18 protein-coding genes are annotated in these 18,294 nt (G+C 28.0%); 13 read left to right on the plus strand and 5 right to left on the minus strand.

Translation table 11 applies throughout. From position 1 onward, the window contains the following. Positions 1-126 precede the first annotated feature (126 nt). Positions 127-1,128: a helix-turn-helix transcriptional regulator gene (locus BM384_RS08365; RefSeq protein ID WP_090012818.1), complete on the minus strand. Its 1,002-nt coding sequence runs from the start codon at positions 1,126-1,128 to the stop codon at positions 127-129. A 231-nt stretch (positions 1,129-1,359) separates the two neighbouring features. Between BM384_RS08365 and BM384_RS08370 the strand changes: the two genes are divergently transcribed. The 5 genes from BM384_RS08370 to BM384_RS08390 are packed head-to-tail and all read left to right on the plus strand — an operon-like array spanning position 1,360 to position 6,322. Beyond that, on the plus strand, positions 1,360-2,304 hold the full coding sequence (locus BM384_RS08370) for an iron-hydroxamate ABC transporter substrate-binding protein (RefSeq protein ID WP_090012820.1): 945 nt from the start codon (positions 1,360-1,362) through the stop codon (positions 2,302-2,304). Then, positions 2,291-3,283 carry a FecCD family ABC transporter permease gene (locus BM384_RS08375; protein WP_090012822.1) on the plus strand — a complete coding sequence of 331 codons (993 nt, stop codon included), beginning with the start codon at positions 2,291-2,293 and terminating at the stop codon, positions 3,281-3,283. The genes BM384_RS08370 and BM384_RS08375 overlap by 14 nt, the downstream gene beginning before the upstream one ends. Beyond that, entirely contained in the window at positions 3,283-4,293 is a 1,011-nt protein-coding gene (locus BM384_RS08380; RefSeq protein ID WP_090012823.1) for a FecCD family ABC transporter permease, read from the plus strand. Before BM384_RS08375 ends, BM384_RS08380 begins: the two co-directional genes overlap by 1 nt. Before the next feature lie 2 nt (positions 4,294-4,295). After that, positions 4,296-5,090, plus strand: a complete 795-nt coding sequence (locus BM384_RS08385) for an ABC transporter ATP-binding protein (RefSeq protein ID WP_090012825.1) — start codon at positions 4,296-4,298, stop codon at positions 5,088-5,090. Continuing rightward, entirely contained in the window at positions 5,087-6,322 is a 1,236-nt protein-coding gene (locus BM384_RS08390; RefSeq protein WP_090012826.1) for an MFS transporter, read from the plus strand. The genes BM384_RS08385 and BM384_RS08390 overlap by 4 nt, the downstream gene beginning before the upstream one ends. A 37-nt stretch (positions 6,323-6,359) precedes the next feature. Here the strand turns inward: BM384_RS08390 and BM384_RS08395 are convergent, their stop codons facing one another. The 3 genes from BM384_RS08395 to BM384_RS08405 form a co-directional block, all read right to left on the minus strand. Next, positions 6,360-8,510, minus strand: a complete 2,151-nt coding sequence (locus tag BM384_RS08395) for a YhgE/Pip domain-containing protein (protein WP_090012827.1) — start codon at positions 8,508-8,510, stop codon at positions 6,360-6,362. Between the two features lie 17 nt (positions 8,511-8,527). Beyond that, positions 8,528-10,678 (minus strand): YhgE/Pip domain-containing protein, encoded by a 2,151-nt coding sequence (locus BM384_RS08400; protein WP_090012829.1) that lies wholly within the window; start codon positions 10,676-10,678, stop codon positions 8,528-8,530. Between the two features lie 366 nt (positions 10,679-11,044). After that, positions 11,045-11,356 (minus strand): hypothetical protein, encoded by a 312-nt coding sequence (locus BM384_RS08405; protein WP_090012830.1) that lies wholly within the window; start codon positions 11,354-11,356, stop codon positions 11,045-11,047. 139 nt (positions 11,357-11,495) lie between these two features. Between BM384_RS08405 and BM384_RS08410 the strand changes: the two genes are divergently transcribed. The 8 genes from BM384_RS08410 (at position 11,496) to BM384_RS08445 (ending at position 17,990) form a co-directional block, all read left to right on the plus strand. Beyond that, the gene (locus tag BM384_RS08410) at positions 11,496-12,470 is read left to right on the plus strand and encodes a Gfo/Idh/MocA family protein (RefSeq protein WP_090012831.1); all 975 of its coding nucleotides are present in this window, start codon (positions 11,496-11,498) and stop codon (positions 12,468-12,470) included. A gap of 71 nt (positions 12,471-12,541) precedes the next feature. Next, positions 12,542-13,612, plus strand: coding sequence for a hypothetical protein (locus BM384_RS08415; protein WP_090012832.1), 1,071 nt, complete (start codon positions 12,542-12,544; stop codon positions 13,610-13,612). A gap of 159 nt (positions 13,613-13,771) precedes the next feature. Then, positions 13,772-14,857: a hypothetical protein gene (locus tag BM384_RS08420; protein WP_090012834.1), complete on the plus strand. Its 1,086-nt coding sequence runs from the start codon at positions 13,772-13,774 to the stop codon at positions 14,855-14,857. Positions 14,858-15,028: 171 nt separating this feature from the next. Further along, positions 15,029-15,703, plus strand: a complete 675-nt coding sequence (locus BM384_RS08425) for a response regulator transcription factor (protein WP_090012836.1) — start codon at positions 15,029-15,031, stop codon at positions 15,701-15,703. After that, complete coding sequence (locus tag BM384_RS08430) at positions 15,700-16,398, plus strand: hypothetical protein (RefSeq protein WP_090012837.1); 699 nt, start codon at positions 15,700-15,702, stop codon at positions 16,396-16,398. The genes BM384_RS08425 and BM384_RS08430 overlap by 4 nt, the downstream gene beginning before the upstream one ends. 56 nt (positions 16,399-16,454) lie before the next feature. Continuing rightward, positions 16,455-16,952 (plus strand): ATP-binding protein, encoded by a 498-nt coding sequence (locus BM384_RS08435; protein WP_207650709.1) that lies wholly within the window; start codon positions 16,455-16,457, stop codon positions 16,950-16,952. A gap of 124 nt (positions 16,953-17,076) precedes the next feature. Beyond that, on the plus strand, positions 17,077-17,829 hold the full coding sequence (locus BM384_RS08440; RefSeq protein WP_090012840.1) for a polyphosphate polymerase domain-containing protein: 753 nt from the start codon (positions 17,077-17,079) through the stop codon (positions 17,827-17,829). Then, entirely contained in the window at positions 17,823-17,990 is a 168-nt protein-coding gene (locus BM384_RS08445) for a hypothetical protein (RefSeq protein WP_242945986.1), read from the plus strand. Before BM384_RS08440 ends, BM384_RS08445 begins: the two co-directional genes overlap by 7 nt. A 34-nt stretch (positions 17,991-18,024) precedes the next feature. On the opposite strand, the gene BM384_RS08450 is transcribed toward BM384_RS08445, so the two are convergent. Beyond that, a partial coding sequence (locus tag BM384_RS08450) for an integrase core domain-containing protein (protein ID WP_139232076.1) occupies positions 18,025-18,294 on the minus strand: 270 nt, incomplete at its 5' end.

An 18,294-nucleotide genomic window follows, 5' to 3' on the forward strand; every position in this document is an offset into this window, starting at 1 on the left:
TGGTAATTTTAATTGTTTTGTTATAAAATTATTATTAGTAAAATTATTTGGTATCATAATTTAATTTTACCAAAAAATCGCTGTAAGTTTAATGCCTACAGCGATTTTCTTTTTAGGAGAGTTTTTTTACATCCCCTTTCTAAAAGCTAATGGTGTTTTACCATAAGCTTTTTTAAACATTTTTATGAAATTAGCGCTATGATTATAGCCTATATTTTTTGAGATTTCATCAATACTAAGATCAGTAGTAGATAAAAGATTTTCAGCCATAGCCATTCTTAAGGATGTAGTATATTGGCTTATGGACATATGATATTTGAATTTAAAACCTGCTTTTAATTTTTGTTCATTTAAAAACACCCTCTTACTTAAACTTTTTATAGTAGGAGGATTACAGGCTTCCTTTGTTAGAATATCATGAGCATGATGAATAGAATCAATATCTGAAGCTGTTAGAGAAATATATCTGTTATTACCAATTTTAATCCTTCCATGATTAGCCTGATTATTAAATAAATCTTTTTTAGAAGAACTTAATTTCATCTGTATTATTGCAATACATTCAAGGATTTTACTTTCTAAGTATAACGGAGTAAGAACTTTAGCCTCAGCCATACTTTTTATATTTCTAATTATAGAAATAACTTCTAAAGGTAAGTAATTATAGGTATAGTTAGTAATAAGATTATTATAACCTGAAATATTAGGAAAATTAGGTTTTATTACTTCATCATAAAACTTTTTATAAATAATTATTTCTGCTCCATGATGATGGTTTCCTTTAGTCCATAATTGCTTTCCTTTTAAATCTTTTTCAAAAACTAAAAAGGATGATGGTGAAAAAGATGAACGTGGATTATTATTAATTTTAAATTTAGTCTCACCTTCGTATACTGTACCAAAGCGTATTAATGCATCTTTATGTTCAAAAGAAAGTGAAAAGTCTTTTGCAATAGTATAATTTCCTATAGTAAATTCATAAAAACCCTTTCTTTCATATTTAATAAAATTACCTAATTCAGGCATATGAATATTTTTGAAAATAGTATAATTATCCTTTGAATAAGCATCAAAGGTCATTTTATTTAAAACATAGTTTTGAAATTCTTCTGGAGTTCTTGAAATCATATTTTATCTTGCCTTCTTTATAGAAAAAGTATTTTATTGTTTTTTTTTACAACATTTTTTTATAGTTATTGGATAACATAATAGTATAGTCATTATAGCAGAAAAAATTATCTTAATAAATGATAAAATAATTAAATTAGGTGCAGATATTGTAATGATAATCAATATCAAGTAAAATTTAAGACAGTAATGATAATATTTTAAAAATATTAAGTACGGAGGGAATAATATATGAAAAAGAAGTTTTTAAAACTAGCTGCTCTTTCATGCGTGACGTTACTAATGTTTGCTGGATGCTCATCAAGTAAGTCAAATGAAGATAAAACAGCAGAAACAGTAACAGTTACAGATGTTAAGGGAGAGGTAGAAATACCTGCAAATCCAAAAAGAATAGTAGATTTAAGCGGAAATAGTGACCTTATAGAAGAATTAGGTGGCAATGTAGTAGGAACTGCTAATACTGATGCTTATAACAATAACGAAATTCAATCATTTATAGCAGATAAATTATCAGATGCTGAAGTTCTAGGATATAGTATGCAAGCTGAAATGGATGTTGAAAAGATCATGAACTTAAATCCAGATTTAATTATTATTTCAACATATCAAGAAAAAATGTATGATACATTAAGCGAAATTGCTCCAACAGTTATGGTTCAATTAGATGCATTAGATTGGAAGCAAGATGTATTAACTTTTGGTAAGATATTAAACAAAGAATCAGAAGCTCAGGAGTGGTTATCTAATTATGAAGAAAAAGCTACTGCAGAAGGTGACAAGATAAAAGAAGAATTTGGTGCAAATACAACTTATCTTTCAATATTAGCAAGTGGTGGTCAAATTTATGTATATGATAATGCAGGACTTGGAAGCATCTTATATAACGATATGGGATTAGCTAAACCAGAAGGAATGCCAGCACAAAGCGATATAAGTCTTCCAGTTGTAACTTATGAAGGACTTGCAGCAATTAAAGCTGATTATATTTTCGTAATGGGAACAGATGATGATTTAGCGCAACTTGAATCAAATCCTATATGGAATAGTATTCCTGCAGTTCAACAAGGACATGTGGTTGTATTACCAGCTACTCCATACTTTAGTAAGTGTTACACTATAGTTGGTAGAGAATTATTATTAGGTGAAATAGGTGAAAAATTAAATGCAACAAAGTAGAAGTAAAACAGCAATATTTGTAAGCTGTAGTATCATACTTCTACTAATAGGAATAGTTCTAGCTATACGCTTAGGAACTGTTCCTATTGCTTTTTCTAATATTTGGGATAGTATATTTCATTATAACGATTCTTTAGAGCTTATGTTAATAAGAGATGTACGTATGCCAAGAGTTCTTACAGTTTTATTTACTGGAGGAATTTTAGGAATGACAGGAGCAATGATTCAAGGTGTTACTAGAAATCCAATAGCAGAACCATCTATTTTAGGCGTTAGCCAAGGAGCTACTTTAGTAATAGCTATCTTTTACAGCTTAGGAATTTCAATAAATACAAAAAATGAAATGATAGCTTCTTTAATAGGAGCATTTATAACAGGATTAATAGTTTTAATGTTTATATCCAAAAAAGCAAATAACAATTCAATAGGAAGAATACTTTTAGCAGGTACAGCAATGAGTACTTTCTTTATTTCTTTAACTACTATAATAGGATTGTTATCAAGCCAATCACAAATGATAGGCTTCTGGGTATCCGGTGGCTTTAGAAATACTGATTGGAGTGATTTTTATTTAATATCAGTAGTAGGAACTATTGGATTTATTTTAAGTGTTTTATTATCCGGAAAGATAAATATATTAAATCTTGGTGATGATGTGGCAATAGGACTAGGACAAAATCCTGAAAGAATAAGATTTACAACTTTAATGCTTATTATACCAATGTGTGCAGCAGCAGTTGCAGTAGGAAAGAATATAGCATTTTTAGGGCTTATTATTCCGCAAATAGTTAGAAAGATTTTAGGTGAAAACTATAAAAAGAATATTCCATGTTCATTTTTACTTGGTGCAGTATTCTTAACTTTTGCGGATATTGCAGCAAGAATGGTATTTAGTCCTTATGAAATACCAATAGGAGTATTTACATCACTTATAGGTGTACCATTTTTCATAGCAGCAGCTAGAAAGGAGAGAGGATAATGAAGAAGAATAAATTTAAGTTAACAGTATTAATTTTATCTATATTATTAATCATCTCTTGCGGAATTACATTATGCTGGGGAAGCTATGAAATATCTCCTTTAGGAGTTATTAAAACATTAATTGGACAAGGAAATAAGTTGCAAAATACAGCGGTATTAAGTATTAGACTTCCTAGACTTTTTGTTGGAGCTTTTGTTGCCATGGCTCTATCAACTGCTGGGGCAGTTTTGCAAACAATAACTAAAAATGATCTTGCTGATACAGGAATTATAGGTATTAATGCAGGTGGAGCAGTTGCAGCAGTTTTATTTATTACATACTCAACAGGAGAATATTATAGTCAGCTTGGAAGTGCATCAATATTTGTATTACCTTTTATGGCTATAATAGGCGCAGGAATTGCAGCATGCTTAATATATATGATGTCCTCTGAAAAAGGAATTATAAAACCTAAGAGACTTTTACTTATTGGAATCGGATTAAATGCTGGCCTTAATGCTTTTATAACTTTCTTTACATTTAGAGGTGGAGCAGGTGAATACAATAGAATTCTTGTTTGGACTTCAGGAAGTTTATGGGGTTCAAGTTGGGCTTATGCAAAAGTAATTATGCCAATAGTAGCGATATTTTTTATATTAGCTATGTTAAATTATAAAAAACTAGATGTATTAAGTCTTTCTGATGAAACAGCTTTATCATTAGGGTTAAATTTACAAAAAGAAAGAAAGAAATTTATAAGTTTAGCTGTAATACTTGCAGGGACAGCTACTACTTTTGCAGGAAATATAGGATTTTTAGGACTTATATCACCTCATATAGCAAGAAAGTTAGTGGGTCCATATCATAAGAAACTTATTATAGTATCAGCAATGATAAGTGTGATAATAGTACTTATTGCAGATTCAGTTTCAAGAAATTTATTCTCTCCAATCGAAGTTCCAGTAGGAATAACAGTAGCAGTATTTGGAGTACCATATTTTATTTATTTAATGATGAAGGAGAATTAGCCATGGAAGCTATAAGTGTAAAAAATCTTAGAGTGGGATATGAGAAAAATATAATAATTCCAGATATGAATCTTAGCATTCCAAAGGGAAAAGTAAGCATAATCATAGGTGGAAATGGATGTGGTAAGTCTACTTTATTAAAGACTATCTCGAGAATTAATAAACCAGTAAGCGGTGAAATATTTATTAATAATAAAAATATTAAAGGAGAAAAAGAAAAGGATATAGCTAAAGAAGTTGCCTTCTTGCCACAAGGACCAGTAGCACCTGCTGGAATTACAGTAAAGGAACTTGTTTCTTTTGGAAGATTTCCTCATCAAAAGATGATAGGAGGTCTTACAGACCATGATAAAGAAGTTATTGAATGGGCAATAAAAGAAACAGGTCTTAGCGAATTTGCTGATAGACAAATTGAAAATTTATCTGGAGGACAAAGACAAAGAGCATGGATTGCTATGACTCTTGCACAAGAGACAGAAATAATAATGCTTGATGAGCCAACAACTTACTTAGATATGTCTTATCAGTTAGAAGTGTTAGAAATACTTCAAAAGCTTAATAGAGATAAGAAAATAACAGTAGTAATAGTTCTTCATGAACTTAATAATGCATGTAGATTTGCAGATAATATTATTGGTCTTAAAAAAGGAACTTTAGTTTGCGAAGGAAGACCAATAGATGTAATTACTAAAGATACTTTAAAAGAGATATATGGTATAGATGCATATTTAGTAAAGAGTCAGGATGACACATATCCAATATGTGTAGAATATAATTTGTTAAGGGAGAATGCATGAGAAACAAAAATTTTATAATAATAGTTATTGGACAAATCATCTCCCTCTTTGGAAATGCTATTCAAAGATTTAGTATGTCACTATATGTTCTTGCCTTTACAGGAAGTACAGTTGCGTTTTCAAGGATACTTGCTATTTCAACCATACCATATATATTATTTGCACCTATAGCAGGAAGATTAGCAGATGAGGTTAATAGGAAAAAGATAATGGTAGCCTTAGACTTTTTCTGTGCAATCTTATTAGGAGTCTATTCAATTATTTTGGTTAAGGGACATGATAATCAGCTAATTATTGGAGCAGTAATGTTTATACTGTCTATTTGTTATACATTATACGGCCCAGCAGTTACTGCATCTATTCCACAAATAGTAGATGAAGATAAACTTACTCCTGCTAATGGAATAATTAATCAAGTAGGTTCAATAGTAAACTTTACAGGTCCTATTTTAGCAGGAATTCTTTATGGGATTTTAGGAATAAAAGTAGTAGTATTTATAAATGCAGTGAGTTTTTTAGTTTCAGCTATTTTAGAGTTATTTTTAGAAATACCTGATATTGAGGGTGTAGATAAAAATAAAGAATTAACATCTAAAGGCTTTATAAAAAGCTCTTTTATAGATATGAAAAATACTTTTGTTTATTTAAGAAAGGAAAGCAGGGTAGTACTTGGAATAATAGCTTCCTATGCTTTATGTAATATATTCTTAGTACCTATATTATCAATAATAGCACCATATTTTATAAATGTTTTCTTAGGCCTTTCTTCTAAAACCTATGGAATAGTAGAAGGTATATTTGTGCTAGGAATGATAGGTGGAGGATTTTTAATAAGTACAAAGCCTGATCTTTTTAATATAAAGAAAGTTCATTATACATATTTTCCTATGATAGCAGGAGTTATATTAATGTCTATTTTAGGTTTCTCTACATTAAATGGATATAAAGCAGCAGGAGTTTTTGCTCTTGGAGGAATGGCAATAATGTTTTCTCTATCATTATCTAATGTACTTACGTTAACATTTATTCAAAAGGAAATTCCATTAAAGATGCTTGGAAGTGTTTCTGCTTTTTCTACAGCAGTAGCAACAGCAAGTGTAGCACCAGGGCAATTACTATTTGGATATATAATCGATATAGGAATACCTATAGGAATTATTCTTTTTGTGATAGTAATAGTAAATGTAGGGCTTACAGGGTTTGTTAAATGGAATGTACGTAATATAAAATAAAAGCAGCTTGGCTTAAGCTGCTTTTATTTTTTACATTTTAAAGTTCTGCTTCTTTGAACTTTTCATCAAAGAATTCAGTTATCTTATATACAAATCTCTTTAATGATCCAAGTACTATAAAGAATACTGCAAAGAATAGGAGCGCTCTAATATCACTTAAAGTAGTACTCCAAGTTGGACCTGCAATAGACTGTCTAAAGGCATCTATAGCATAAGTAAATGGCCATAAAGGTTGTAACATACCAAATATTTTAGGGTTAGTCTGAATTGGATAAATACCACCAGAACCTGCTATTTGGAATACCATAATAACTACTGCAATAGCTTTACCTACATTACCAAATAGTGAAACTAAAGTATAAGTTATCATTGTAAATGCAAAGGATGTTAAAAATGCTACTCCAAAGAATAATGGGACATTTTCAGGAGTAACTTTTAATACAAGTATGTCTCCTAAAGTAACAATAAATGTTTGGACAAAGCTTATAATTAAGAATAAAAGCATTTTACCAAAGTGTTTTTGCATTATAGTAGTCTCACCATCTATATCTAGATCCTTACATTCTGTAGTAAGAAGTGCAAGAGTTAAAAGAATTCCAACCCATATTCCAAGTACAGTATAAAATGGTGTAAGACCTATACCAAATATACTTATATCATATACTTCAACTTCATCAACATTTAAAGGAGAAGCAAGGAAATTAGCCATTGTATCAGGATTTTTTCCTAATAAGTCTATAACATCATTTAAAGTTTCATCATTAATATCAGAAGTTTTTTCTTGAATTGATGATAAGTTGTTTCTAAGTTCATCTAATTTAGTATTTATATCGTTAAGTTGTGATTTTGCTACATCACCATTTGCTATTCCTAAGTTCATAAGGGCTCTTATTTGAGGGTTTAAAACTTTTAAAGAATTTAAAACACTATTAGCCTTATTGTTTACATTGATAAGATTATCAGAAGCAACATTAAGCATAGGAATAATAGAATCATAAAAACTAGCATTAATAGAATTTAAAATACTATTAAATGAATTGTTAATATTTGTTAAATCATTAAGTGAGTTTTGTAAATCAGTATTCTCAGCGCCTGATTGAACTTTATCATTTATTGAATTTAAAGCGTTAACTCTATTTTCATTAGATTGTTTTAATGACTTTAATGAATCAATTCCTTGAGAAACAGCACTAGAATTATTAATAGGTTCTAAGGCAGAAATTTCAGAATCAATAGCATTATTAGTTGAATTAATAGAATCTTTAGATCTATTTACTAAATCATTGATTTTATCTTTATCAACTTTTGCTGAAGCAGAATCTTTTAAAGAATTTACTTGCTCCTCATAGATTCTTTCTTGATTCTGTAAGGTAATCATATTTTGCTTTAAATTAGATGATAATATAGCTAACTGAACCTTAGTATCCATAGTTAAGTCATTAGAATTTTGAATTAAGGTTTGCAGTGAATTTATAGTATTTTCAGCTTTGCTTAAATTCTCTTTTGATGTATTCATATTATTCTGTAATAGAGAAATATCTTTATCTGCTGATAATAACTGAGAGCTTATATCTTTAAGCTTTGAATCTGTACCATTAATAGTGTTAACAAGTTCTAGTATTTGACTCTTTCTAGTATATATATCATCTCTAACTACATTTAATTTATCAAAAACATCTGTATTAATTGTAGTAATAATTTCTTCTTTTATTTGTTCAGTTAATTTATCTTTTGCTACATTAGTTATTTTGTTAGCAATTGCATTTTCTTTTTCATTAGCTCTATATATAATTGATGGTTTTTGTGGCATTGTTGTTGTAAGTGAAATTAATCTTTCTGAGAAGTTAGCAGGTATTTCAATTAGAGCATAGTATTTACCCTCATTTAATCCATAATTACCTTGCCAATCTCCAACAAACTCCCATCCTATAGAGTCATTCTTTTTAAGTGCTTCAATGACTTCATCCCCAACATTCACGAGTTCCTTATCTATGTATGCACCATTGTCTTTATTAACAACAGCAACAGGAAGATTTTCTGTATTAGCGTAGGGGTTCCAGTTAGCTTTTATATTTACCCAAGCATATAGTGAAGGAATAAAAAATAGTCCAACAACGATTATTATGGCAGCAGGGTTTTTTTTAATATTTTTTAAATCTCTAAATAAAATTCTAAATACATTTTTCATTTTTCTACCTCCATAAATTATTCGCCTATTTCAGATTCTTCAAATTTTTCATTAAATTTATGAATATATTTTTCAACTTTACCCTTGAAAGATAAGCCTAGTAATATATATAGTGCACCAAATATAAATAGTAGTATTATATCTAAAGTTACAGTTGAAATTAATGGACCAGCAATAGCTTCTCTAACTCCACTTAAGGCATAAGTAAATGGGAAGAATGGCTGTAATATTCTAAATATAGTTGGAGCTACTTGTATTGGATAAGCACCACCAGCACCAGCAAGCTGCATTACTAGAAGTATTATGTTAATAGCCTTACCAAACTCACCAAATAGAGCGACATTAGTATAAATAATTATACCAAAGACACATGAAATAATTGCTCCAAGCATTACAAATAAAATTACATTAGAGGTTTGAACACCTAAAAGAATTTTATCTCCAAGCATAATTATTAATCCTTGAATAGTTGCTAAAAATGCAAATAAAAGAAGTTTTCCTAAATATTTTTCTTTTGTAGTGAAGTTTTCTAATCCTTCTACACCTTTTGCTTCAGTAGAGAATATGGAAGCAAGAATTAGACCACCAACCCACATTGCAAGTACTGAATAAATAGGTGCCATTCCTGAACCATAGTTATCTACTTTATAAATAGAGTCATCAATTATGTCAAATGGATCAGAAGCATAATTAGCCATTACATTTGGATCGCTTTGTAATATAGATATAATTTGAGTTAAGTTATCATCACTAACCTTTTCTAGGTTTTCACTTAAAAATGCTATAGAATCTTTAAAGTAAATTAACTTATCTCTTAATTCTTGAGAGGTAGTAGTAACAAGTTCACTACCATTTGAGATAGAAGTTAATATAGAACTTAAATCATTACCTGTGTTTTTTGCCTGATTAATAACACTATTAGTTTCATTTACTTGGTCTGAATAAGCTTTAGCAAAATTAGATATAATATTTTTAACTTGATTGTTATAAATATTTGTAATAGAGTTAATTTCACTATTTATATTATTATTTACATTATTTATAGAGTTTAATAAATCTTCATTTGCATAAGATGATGATTTGTAAGCATCATTTAATTCACTTAAGTCTTCACTTTCAGTTTTTAAGAATGACTCTAACTTAGTTAAAGAATCAGATAAATCAGTTAAACTAGAATTAGGTGTTGAATTAATATCATTAACGGATTTAACAAACTTATTTAAAGAATTAACTACATCTGATGTAGCATCAACTTGATTTTTAGTTTCAGATATTGCTGTAGATACATCATTGCCTTTTGCAATATCTTTAAGTAATGAATTGATTTTATCTTTATTAGAACTTAATATCTTTAAATTTGTATCAAAGTTATCAAGAGCACTATTTATAGTACTTTTAGTACTTTCAGCAAGACTTAGTGAACTAGTATTGTTAGCTTGAATATTAGTAAGATTTTGAGTAAGCTGAGGAATAGTGCTATTGACCTCTTTTAAATATATAGTTAAATTTTGTGAATTAGTTCCTGCATAGTCTAATGAACTTAAAATTGTATCCATATTTTTATTTAATTTAATAATTAAATCTTTAAAAGCAAGTATCTCATTTTTATTCATATCTAAATTTTCTGACATAGTATTAATAGATGAAAATACAGTTTCATTAACAGTAGTCAAGAAGCTACTTTTTATTTGTTTAACAAGAGTTTCTTGAGCTATTGTAGTAATTTTATTTGCAACAGGGTTTTCTTTTGTATCAACCTTATATACGATTGTAGGTTTTTCTGGATTATCACCTACTAAAGAGGTTAATTTCTCAGAAAAATCTTCAGGAATTTCAATAGATGCATAATAAGTACTATCGATAACTCCTAGTTCAGCCTCACGACTGCTTGTAAATTTCCAACCTATAGAATCATTATCTTTTAACTTTTCTATAACTTCATCTCCAACATTTAATTCCTTGTCTCTAAATACAGTACCTTTATCATTATTTACAACAGCAATAGGGATAGTTCCAGTATTTGAATAAGGATCCCATGAAGCTGCTATATTTACCCATGCATAAAGTGAAGGTAGTATTGCAACGCCTAGAGTAATAATTAGAGGAATTGGGCTTTTTAAAATAACTAATAAATCTCTTTTAAATATAGTAAAAATATTTTTTCTCATTATAAAATCCTTTCTCTTTAATATCCGTACTTAATAATATATTTTCTTACTACTATATATACCCTTAAAATTAACACAGTGCAAAAAAAATGACTGCTTGTCAATTATTCTTTATTATATATCTTTAGTGAGTTATAGGCAAGCTTTTTAGAAAGTTAAATGATAATAAATATTAATAATTACAGTATTTTTAAATTGAATAATTAGCTTATAACTAAAGTATACTTGCCTGTAAAAATTATAATGATGCTAAAGTTTTTGTGAAATAGGGAAGACGTATATAATCAGTACAAATTAAAGCTAATAAAATATGTTTCCTAAACAATTTAGAAATCATCTTTTATTAGCTTTCTAGTTTCCTTTATTTTATTTTTCAATCCAAGAGATGAAATCTGGATTATTATATGCTATATCACTGCAATCTATTTTATTAATGAAAATTAAGTCATTATTATTACAGATGCTTTTTATTTCATCATACATTTCCTTGGCTGTTAATTCACTTTTTACAGTGAAAGTTTCAGGTAGAACTTGAGCCCATGCACCGAAAGATTTGATTTTTGCTTCTATTTTTAGAGCTATGTCATCTATATGGCTATGGCTTTCATGATTATGTTCATACCCACAAGAGCAACTTCCTGTATCACTTACAAAAAAAGAAATACTATATGTATTCATTCAGATATCCTCCTATAATGTTATTATAAGTATATATAAATAATATTATAAATGAGAATGTAAATCAATAAAAAAGGCTATGGAGAATTTATACTATTTCTATAAAAAATAAATAATTTTACTTTAGGAGAAGATAGATATGAAATTGGGAATTATAGGATCTGGAATGATAGGTAATGAATTTCTTACAATTACAAAATATTTAAAGGATATTGAACTTACAGCTATATTAGGAAGAGAGAAGAGTAAGAATAAGATAGAAGAATTAGTTTATAAATATAATATAAAAAATTCCTTTTATAATTATGATGAATTATTAAAGAGCCAAGTTGATACTGTTTATATTGCGTTGCCAAATAAACTTCATTTTGAATTTTCTAAAAAAGCATTAGAAAATGGGAAAAACGTAATAATAGAAAAACCTATTACAGTTGAATATGAGGAAGCTATAGAGCTTGGCAAATTAGCTAAGGAAAAGAATTTATTTATTTTTGAAGCTATAAGTACACTATATTTACCAAACTATAAAAAGATACAAGAAGAAGTTAAGAATATTGGAGATATAAAAATTGTTCAATGTAATTTTTCTCAGTATTCAAGTAGATATGATAAATTTAAAAGAGGAGAAATAGAGCCAGTTTTTGATCCTAAGTGTGCTGGGGGAGCTCTTATGGACTTAAATATATATAATATTCACTATGCGGTAGGTTTATTTGGAGAGCCAAAGAATATTGAATATTATCCTAATATAGAAAGAGGAATAGATACTTCAGGAGTTTTAATTTTAGATTATGGGAAGTTTAAATGTATATGTATAGGTGCTAAAGACTGCAAGGCTCCTATAGCATATAATATTCAAGGAGATAAAGGATGTATATATCAAGACACACCAGCTAATGCATGCGAAGCATTTAGTATATTAATGAATGATGGAAGAAATATTAATATTAATGAAAATAAATATAATAATCGTTTAATAAATGAGTTTATTGAATTTAGTAATATTATTAAAAATAAAGATTATAATCAGTGTTATAAAAGATATGAACATAGTATTTTGGTTAGTAAGATACAAACAGAAGCTAGAAGAAAAAGTGGTATAAAATTTTACTAATTGACTTTATAAATAATAGGGACTATAATTATCTGGAAATAATTGGTGTAAAAGAGGAAGTAAGTGCGGATATGCTAAGTGTTATTAAAACTGCAATTATAACCATAATAATATCATTTATATCAGGGGTACTTTTAGATCACTATAAGAATATTGCACCTAGAATAGTCTGCTCTGTAGGAAAAGGTGTACCATTAAAAATTAGGAATAAGAGAATTAGGGCATATGTTCTTACGGTTACAAATATCTCAAAGCAAACAATCCATAATTTGAATCTTAATATTCAAGGAGGTTTATCTAGCTTAAGTGTTGATGATGCTAAGATAACAAAGGGATTAAAATTTGATATTTCAAAGGAAGGAAATATTTATGATGTATCTATTCCTTTTTTAAGTAAGAATGATAAATTCTCATTAAAGGTATTTTTAGAAGATTTAGAAGGTAAAAAGAGCAGACCATTTATAGCCTTAAGATCGCCTGAAAATTTTAAGAGAATTGATTCTAGTGAGGATGATGGTTTTTTAAATTCATTAAAGAGTATATCTAGAGGTATAAGTGAGTGTTTTAATAAACCAAAGAATATTAGTAAAATTAATACTTTCAAAAAGGGTAGCTTAATAAACAAAAAAATAGTTATATCAATAGGAATTGTAATTATTTTAGCTGCTATTGGTATTTTTACATCTTTATATTATAAAGGAAATTCTAATATAAATGAAAGCAAAGATGTAATAAGTACTAATGTAGAAAAAGAAGCTGAAGATAAATCTAATGTCAATAAAGTTAATAATAGAGATAGCATTGCTAAGGATAAGAGTGAAAGCACTTCCAAAGATAATTCAAAGCAATCGTCAAGTTCAACAAATAGTAAGCAGACTAATAATTCAGCTGAGAATACAAAAACATCTAAAGATAAAGAAGAAAATACTAATAAAGATAGTTCTAAAGCTAAAGAAAACAATAAAAAAGATGAGAATTCTAAAGTTACAGAAGGAAAAGATAAATCCAGAGAAGAAAGTAAAAAGATATCTTCAGAGTCTGGTAAAGAAAAAGTTAATAATAAATCTGATTTGCCAATAGATAATAGTGATTCGGGTAAAGATAGCAATAAAGAAGAAAGGGTAACACCTTCTAATAATTGAGTTTAGGAGATATAATTTGAAGTGTTTTTAAAACTTTGAATTATATCTTTTTTTACATAGAAAAGTTATATTAATTTTAAATTTGAAAGAATTGACTTTGAAGGTAGCAAGGCTTATAATTGTGTCGAAATAATTTGGATAAAGAGGAAGTAAGTCAGTATGATAAGTGCCATTAAAACTGCAATAGTAACTATAATAATATCATTTATATCGGGGGTGCTTTTAGATCTTTATAAGAATAGTTCACCTAGAATAGTCTATTCTATAAGAAAAAGCAAATTAGTAGATGTTGGAAATAAAAAAATTAAGGCTTATGTTCTTCAAGTTAAAAACATTTCGAAATATACACTACATAATTTAAGTGTAAATATTCAAGGTGGTTCATCTGAAATAAAGATTAATGATGATGATAGGATAACAAATGGATTAGAATTTGATATTTCAAGTGAAAAAAATGCTTATGATATAAAAATTCCTTTCTTAAGTAAGAATGAAAAATTGTCATTAAAGATATTTTTAGAAGACTTAGAAAATCAAGAAAATAAGCCTATTGTTACTTTAAGATCACCTGAAAAATTTAAAAAAATTGAGGCTAGTGAAGGTAGTGGATTTATAAGTTCATTAAAAAGTATACCTAAAGGTATAATTGATAGTTTTAGTAAATCTAAGGATACTAGTAAAGTTGATACTTCAAATAGAAGTAAATCCAAAAATAAAAAAGCAATTATATCAATAGGAGCTATAGCAATTTTGGCTATTATTGGTGTTTCTGCATCTTTATATTTTAAAGAAAATAGTAGCTTGAAAGAAGATAAAAATAGGGTAAATACTAGTGTATCAAAGGAAGATGGAGAATATAGCACTAATGAAGAAGATAATAGTAATAATTCTTCACAAAGTAATTCTAAGTCAAATTCTAACTCTTCAAATGATACAGATATTAATAAGTCTTCTAATTCTTCAAAAACTCAAGATAACCAGAAATCTGAAAGCTCAAGTCAGAATACAAAAACATCTACAAGTATTAATGTAGATGATAAAGATAGTTCACAAACTGAATCAAATAATGGTAATAATAATTCTAAAAGTTCAAGTGAAAGTCAAAATAGTATTCAAGAAGCTAAGAGTTCATCTTCAGGGTCTGGAGAAAAAACATCTAATAACACTAATTTAGCAGTAGATGATAATACATCAAGTAATGCTAATAATACAACAAGCAGTTCAACAGGAGCTATTAGTAATTAATTTTTAAGGAATACATATAAAGAAGAGGAAGTAATCTGAATTATTTAAAAATCATTCAGATTACTTCCCTTTTTCGTGTTATCATAGTGTATAGTGTAATGAAAAAATTTGAAGTATTTTAGTTAAAATTAAGGTTTAATATATAAAATATTTTATTGAGGTGGTGATTTAATGAAGTTGCTTTATGCTGAAGATGAAATTAGTATGTCAGAAGCTGTTGTAGATATTCTAAAATTTCATAAATACAACGTTGATGTAGTATATGATGGTGAAGGTGCTTTGAGTTATGCTGAAACAGGAGAGTATGATGGAATTATTCTTGATATTATGATGCCTAAAATGAGTGGCTTAGAAGTATTAAAAAAGCTAAGAGAAAGAGGGGATAGGACTCCAGTTTTATTATTGACGGCAAAGGGGGAAGTAGAAGACAGAATTGAAGGGTTAGATTCAGGAGCAGATGACTATTTACCAAAACCTTTTACCATGGGAGAATTACTAGCTCGTGTTCGTGCAATGCTTAGAGGAAAAGAAAGTTATACACCAGATATATTACAGGTTGGTAATATTTCTCTAAATAGAAAAAGTTACGAGTTAAGTGGAAATGGAAAATCTTTTGTGATACCTAAATTAGAGTTTCAAGTTATGGAAACATTGATGTTAAATAGGGGTATTTATATTTCTTCAGAAGATTTACTTGTTAAGGTTTTGGGATATGAAACTAATGCAGAAATAGGAACAGTATGGGTGTATATCTCATATCTTAGAAAACGTCTCTTATCATTATCAGCAAATGTAGCTATAAGTGCAAAAAGAAATGTTGGCTATACTTTGGAGGTAGTTGGATGATTGAAACTCTAAAAAGAAAATTTGTTGTTACTGCTATGACTGCTGTTACAGTTTTAATTGTTCTTATGCTTGGAGCAATTAATGTGGTTAATGTTGTTAGCATAAGAAATAGTATTGATAATACATTGCAGATAATTACAGAAAATGCAGTTAATCCTAAAATTATTCATGATAAGGTCAATGCTTTACCTCCATCTATGTCTACCTTTAGACCTAAGGATGATCATGATAAAATGCTAGCATCTAATTTTTTTGTAGTACACTTTGATAATGCTGGTAATATTGTATTTACAGATACTAGTCATATTGCTACAGTGTCTGATAGTAGTGCAAAAGAAATTGCTAAAAATGTTTATTCAAGTGGAAAAACAACAGGTAAAATTGGTAAATTTAGATTTCTCATTGAAGACAGTAAAGACGTTAAGGGAAAAACAGCAGTATTTTTAGATTCTTCATCAGAAATTATGTCTTATATTAGGGTACTTTTACTTTCAGGGGGAATAGATATTATATGTTGGTGTGGAATGCTTTTTCTTGTAATAATTTTATCACGTAAGGCTATTTCACCTATTGCTGAAAATATAGAAAGACAAAAACAATTTGTTACAAATGCAGGACATGAAATAAAGACTCCGCTTGCAATTATACAAGCAAATGCGGATGCTATGGAACTTTATAATGGGGAAAGAATATAAGGAAACAAATTGTAAGGTTAAATGGACTGATGAATAATATGCTTGCAATTGCAAAAATGGATGAAAATAAATCTGAAAAGATTATTTCAAATTTTTCACTTAGTGATTTGACTAATAAATATCTTCAGTCTTATTCAGAACCATTTTTATTGAAAAAGATAGCTATAAAGACAGATATTCAGAGAGATATAATTATTTCAGGTAATAAAGAACAGATTTCTCAGCTTATCTCTATATTGATGGATAATACAAGAAAATATACAAATGAAAATGGATTAGTTATTATTAGCTTGAAAAAGGCTGGTAAAAAAGTAAGTTTACAAGTGAAAAATACTTGTGAGAAGCTTCCAGAGGTTCCGGCTGAAAAATTATTTGATAGATTTTTTAGAGCAGAAAAGGCAAGAACACAAAAATTAGGAGGATATGGAATAGGTCTTTCTATTGCAAAGTCTATTACAGAAAATAATAATGGTAAATTATTAGCTAAATATGAGGAGCCTAATTTTATTATTTTTACAGCAACATTTAAATATAAACATTTAAAAGATTTATAGATATTATGTGACTACAAAATAGTAGTCGCATTTTTTGTTTTTTAGCGTTAACTAAGTTTCAATTAAGTTTCATGCTTTATTATGTAGCTAAAGGGTGAAACTTTTATTGAAAGGATGTGTCTATATGGCTATAAAATCTTTTAAAAGATTTGAAAAGAAATATATTTTATCAAGAGAGCAGTATGAAGAACTAATGCTTGAAGTTTTAAAGTATATGAATGAAGATAAGTTTTGTAAGAATGGCAAAAAGTATAGCATTTTTAATATTTACTATGATACAGAGAATAATGATGTCATAAGGCATTCTATTGCTAAGCCTTATTATAAGGAAAAGCTTAGACTTAGAAGTTACAGTATTCCTAAAGATTTAAATGATAAGGTGTTTTTAGAGTTAAAGAAAAAAATTAACGGAATAGTTAATAAGAGAAGAGTATCTTTAACTTTAGGACAATTTTACGACTTTTTTAACTATGGTAAGAGACCAGAACTTTCAGATTACATAAACAATCAGGTTTTAAATGAAATAGAATATTATTTGAAAAACAATAAAGTGCAGCCTAATGTTTATATAAGTTATGAAAGAAGTGCTTATTTTGGAAAGAAAGATAAAAATTTTAGAATTACTTTTGATAGTAATATTCTTGCAAGACGAGATAAATTAAGCCTTGAGGATGGAAAATGTGTATATCATATTTTAGATGAAGATAAATACCTTATGGAAGTTAAAATATTAGGAGCTATCCCTATGTGGTTAGTATCTATATTTTCAAAACTTAAAATTTATAATACTCACTATTCTAAATATGGAAATGAGTTTATTATGTATAGTCAAAATGAAGAAAAGCAAAGTATAAAAGAGAGGGAAATAATATGTTAGAAACAATTATATCATCAACGACAGGAGAATCATTTACTTTAATTAACGCTGTATTAGTTATTTTTTCGTCAATAATTCTTGGGATAGTAATAAGTCTTGCTTATATAAATACTCACAAAACAGAGGGATATGGTACTATGTCAAGAAAAAGTACAAATTAAATTCGGATAAATTATATTATTACATTTTTCATAGTTAACATGCATTTTTTATATTTTCTGAGTAATATTTATCTTCATATTCATTTGGAGATAAATATCCACAGTGACTATGTATTCTTACTGTATTGTAAAAAGTTTCTATATACTCAAAAATAAGCTTATATGCATGTTTGTAATCTAAAATTTTATAACGATTTATCCACTCTCTTTTAATAAGAGCATGGAAGGATTCTATGCAGGCATTATCCCATGGATAAGCCTTTTTCGAATAACTTGTAATCATATCTTTTGTTGCTATTCTATA

The organism is Clostridium sp. DSM 8431 (assembly GCF_900116755.1).
Classification (GTDB): Bacteria; Bacillota; Clostridia; order Clostridiales; family Clostridiaceae; genus Clostridium.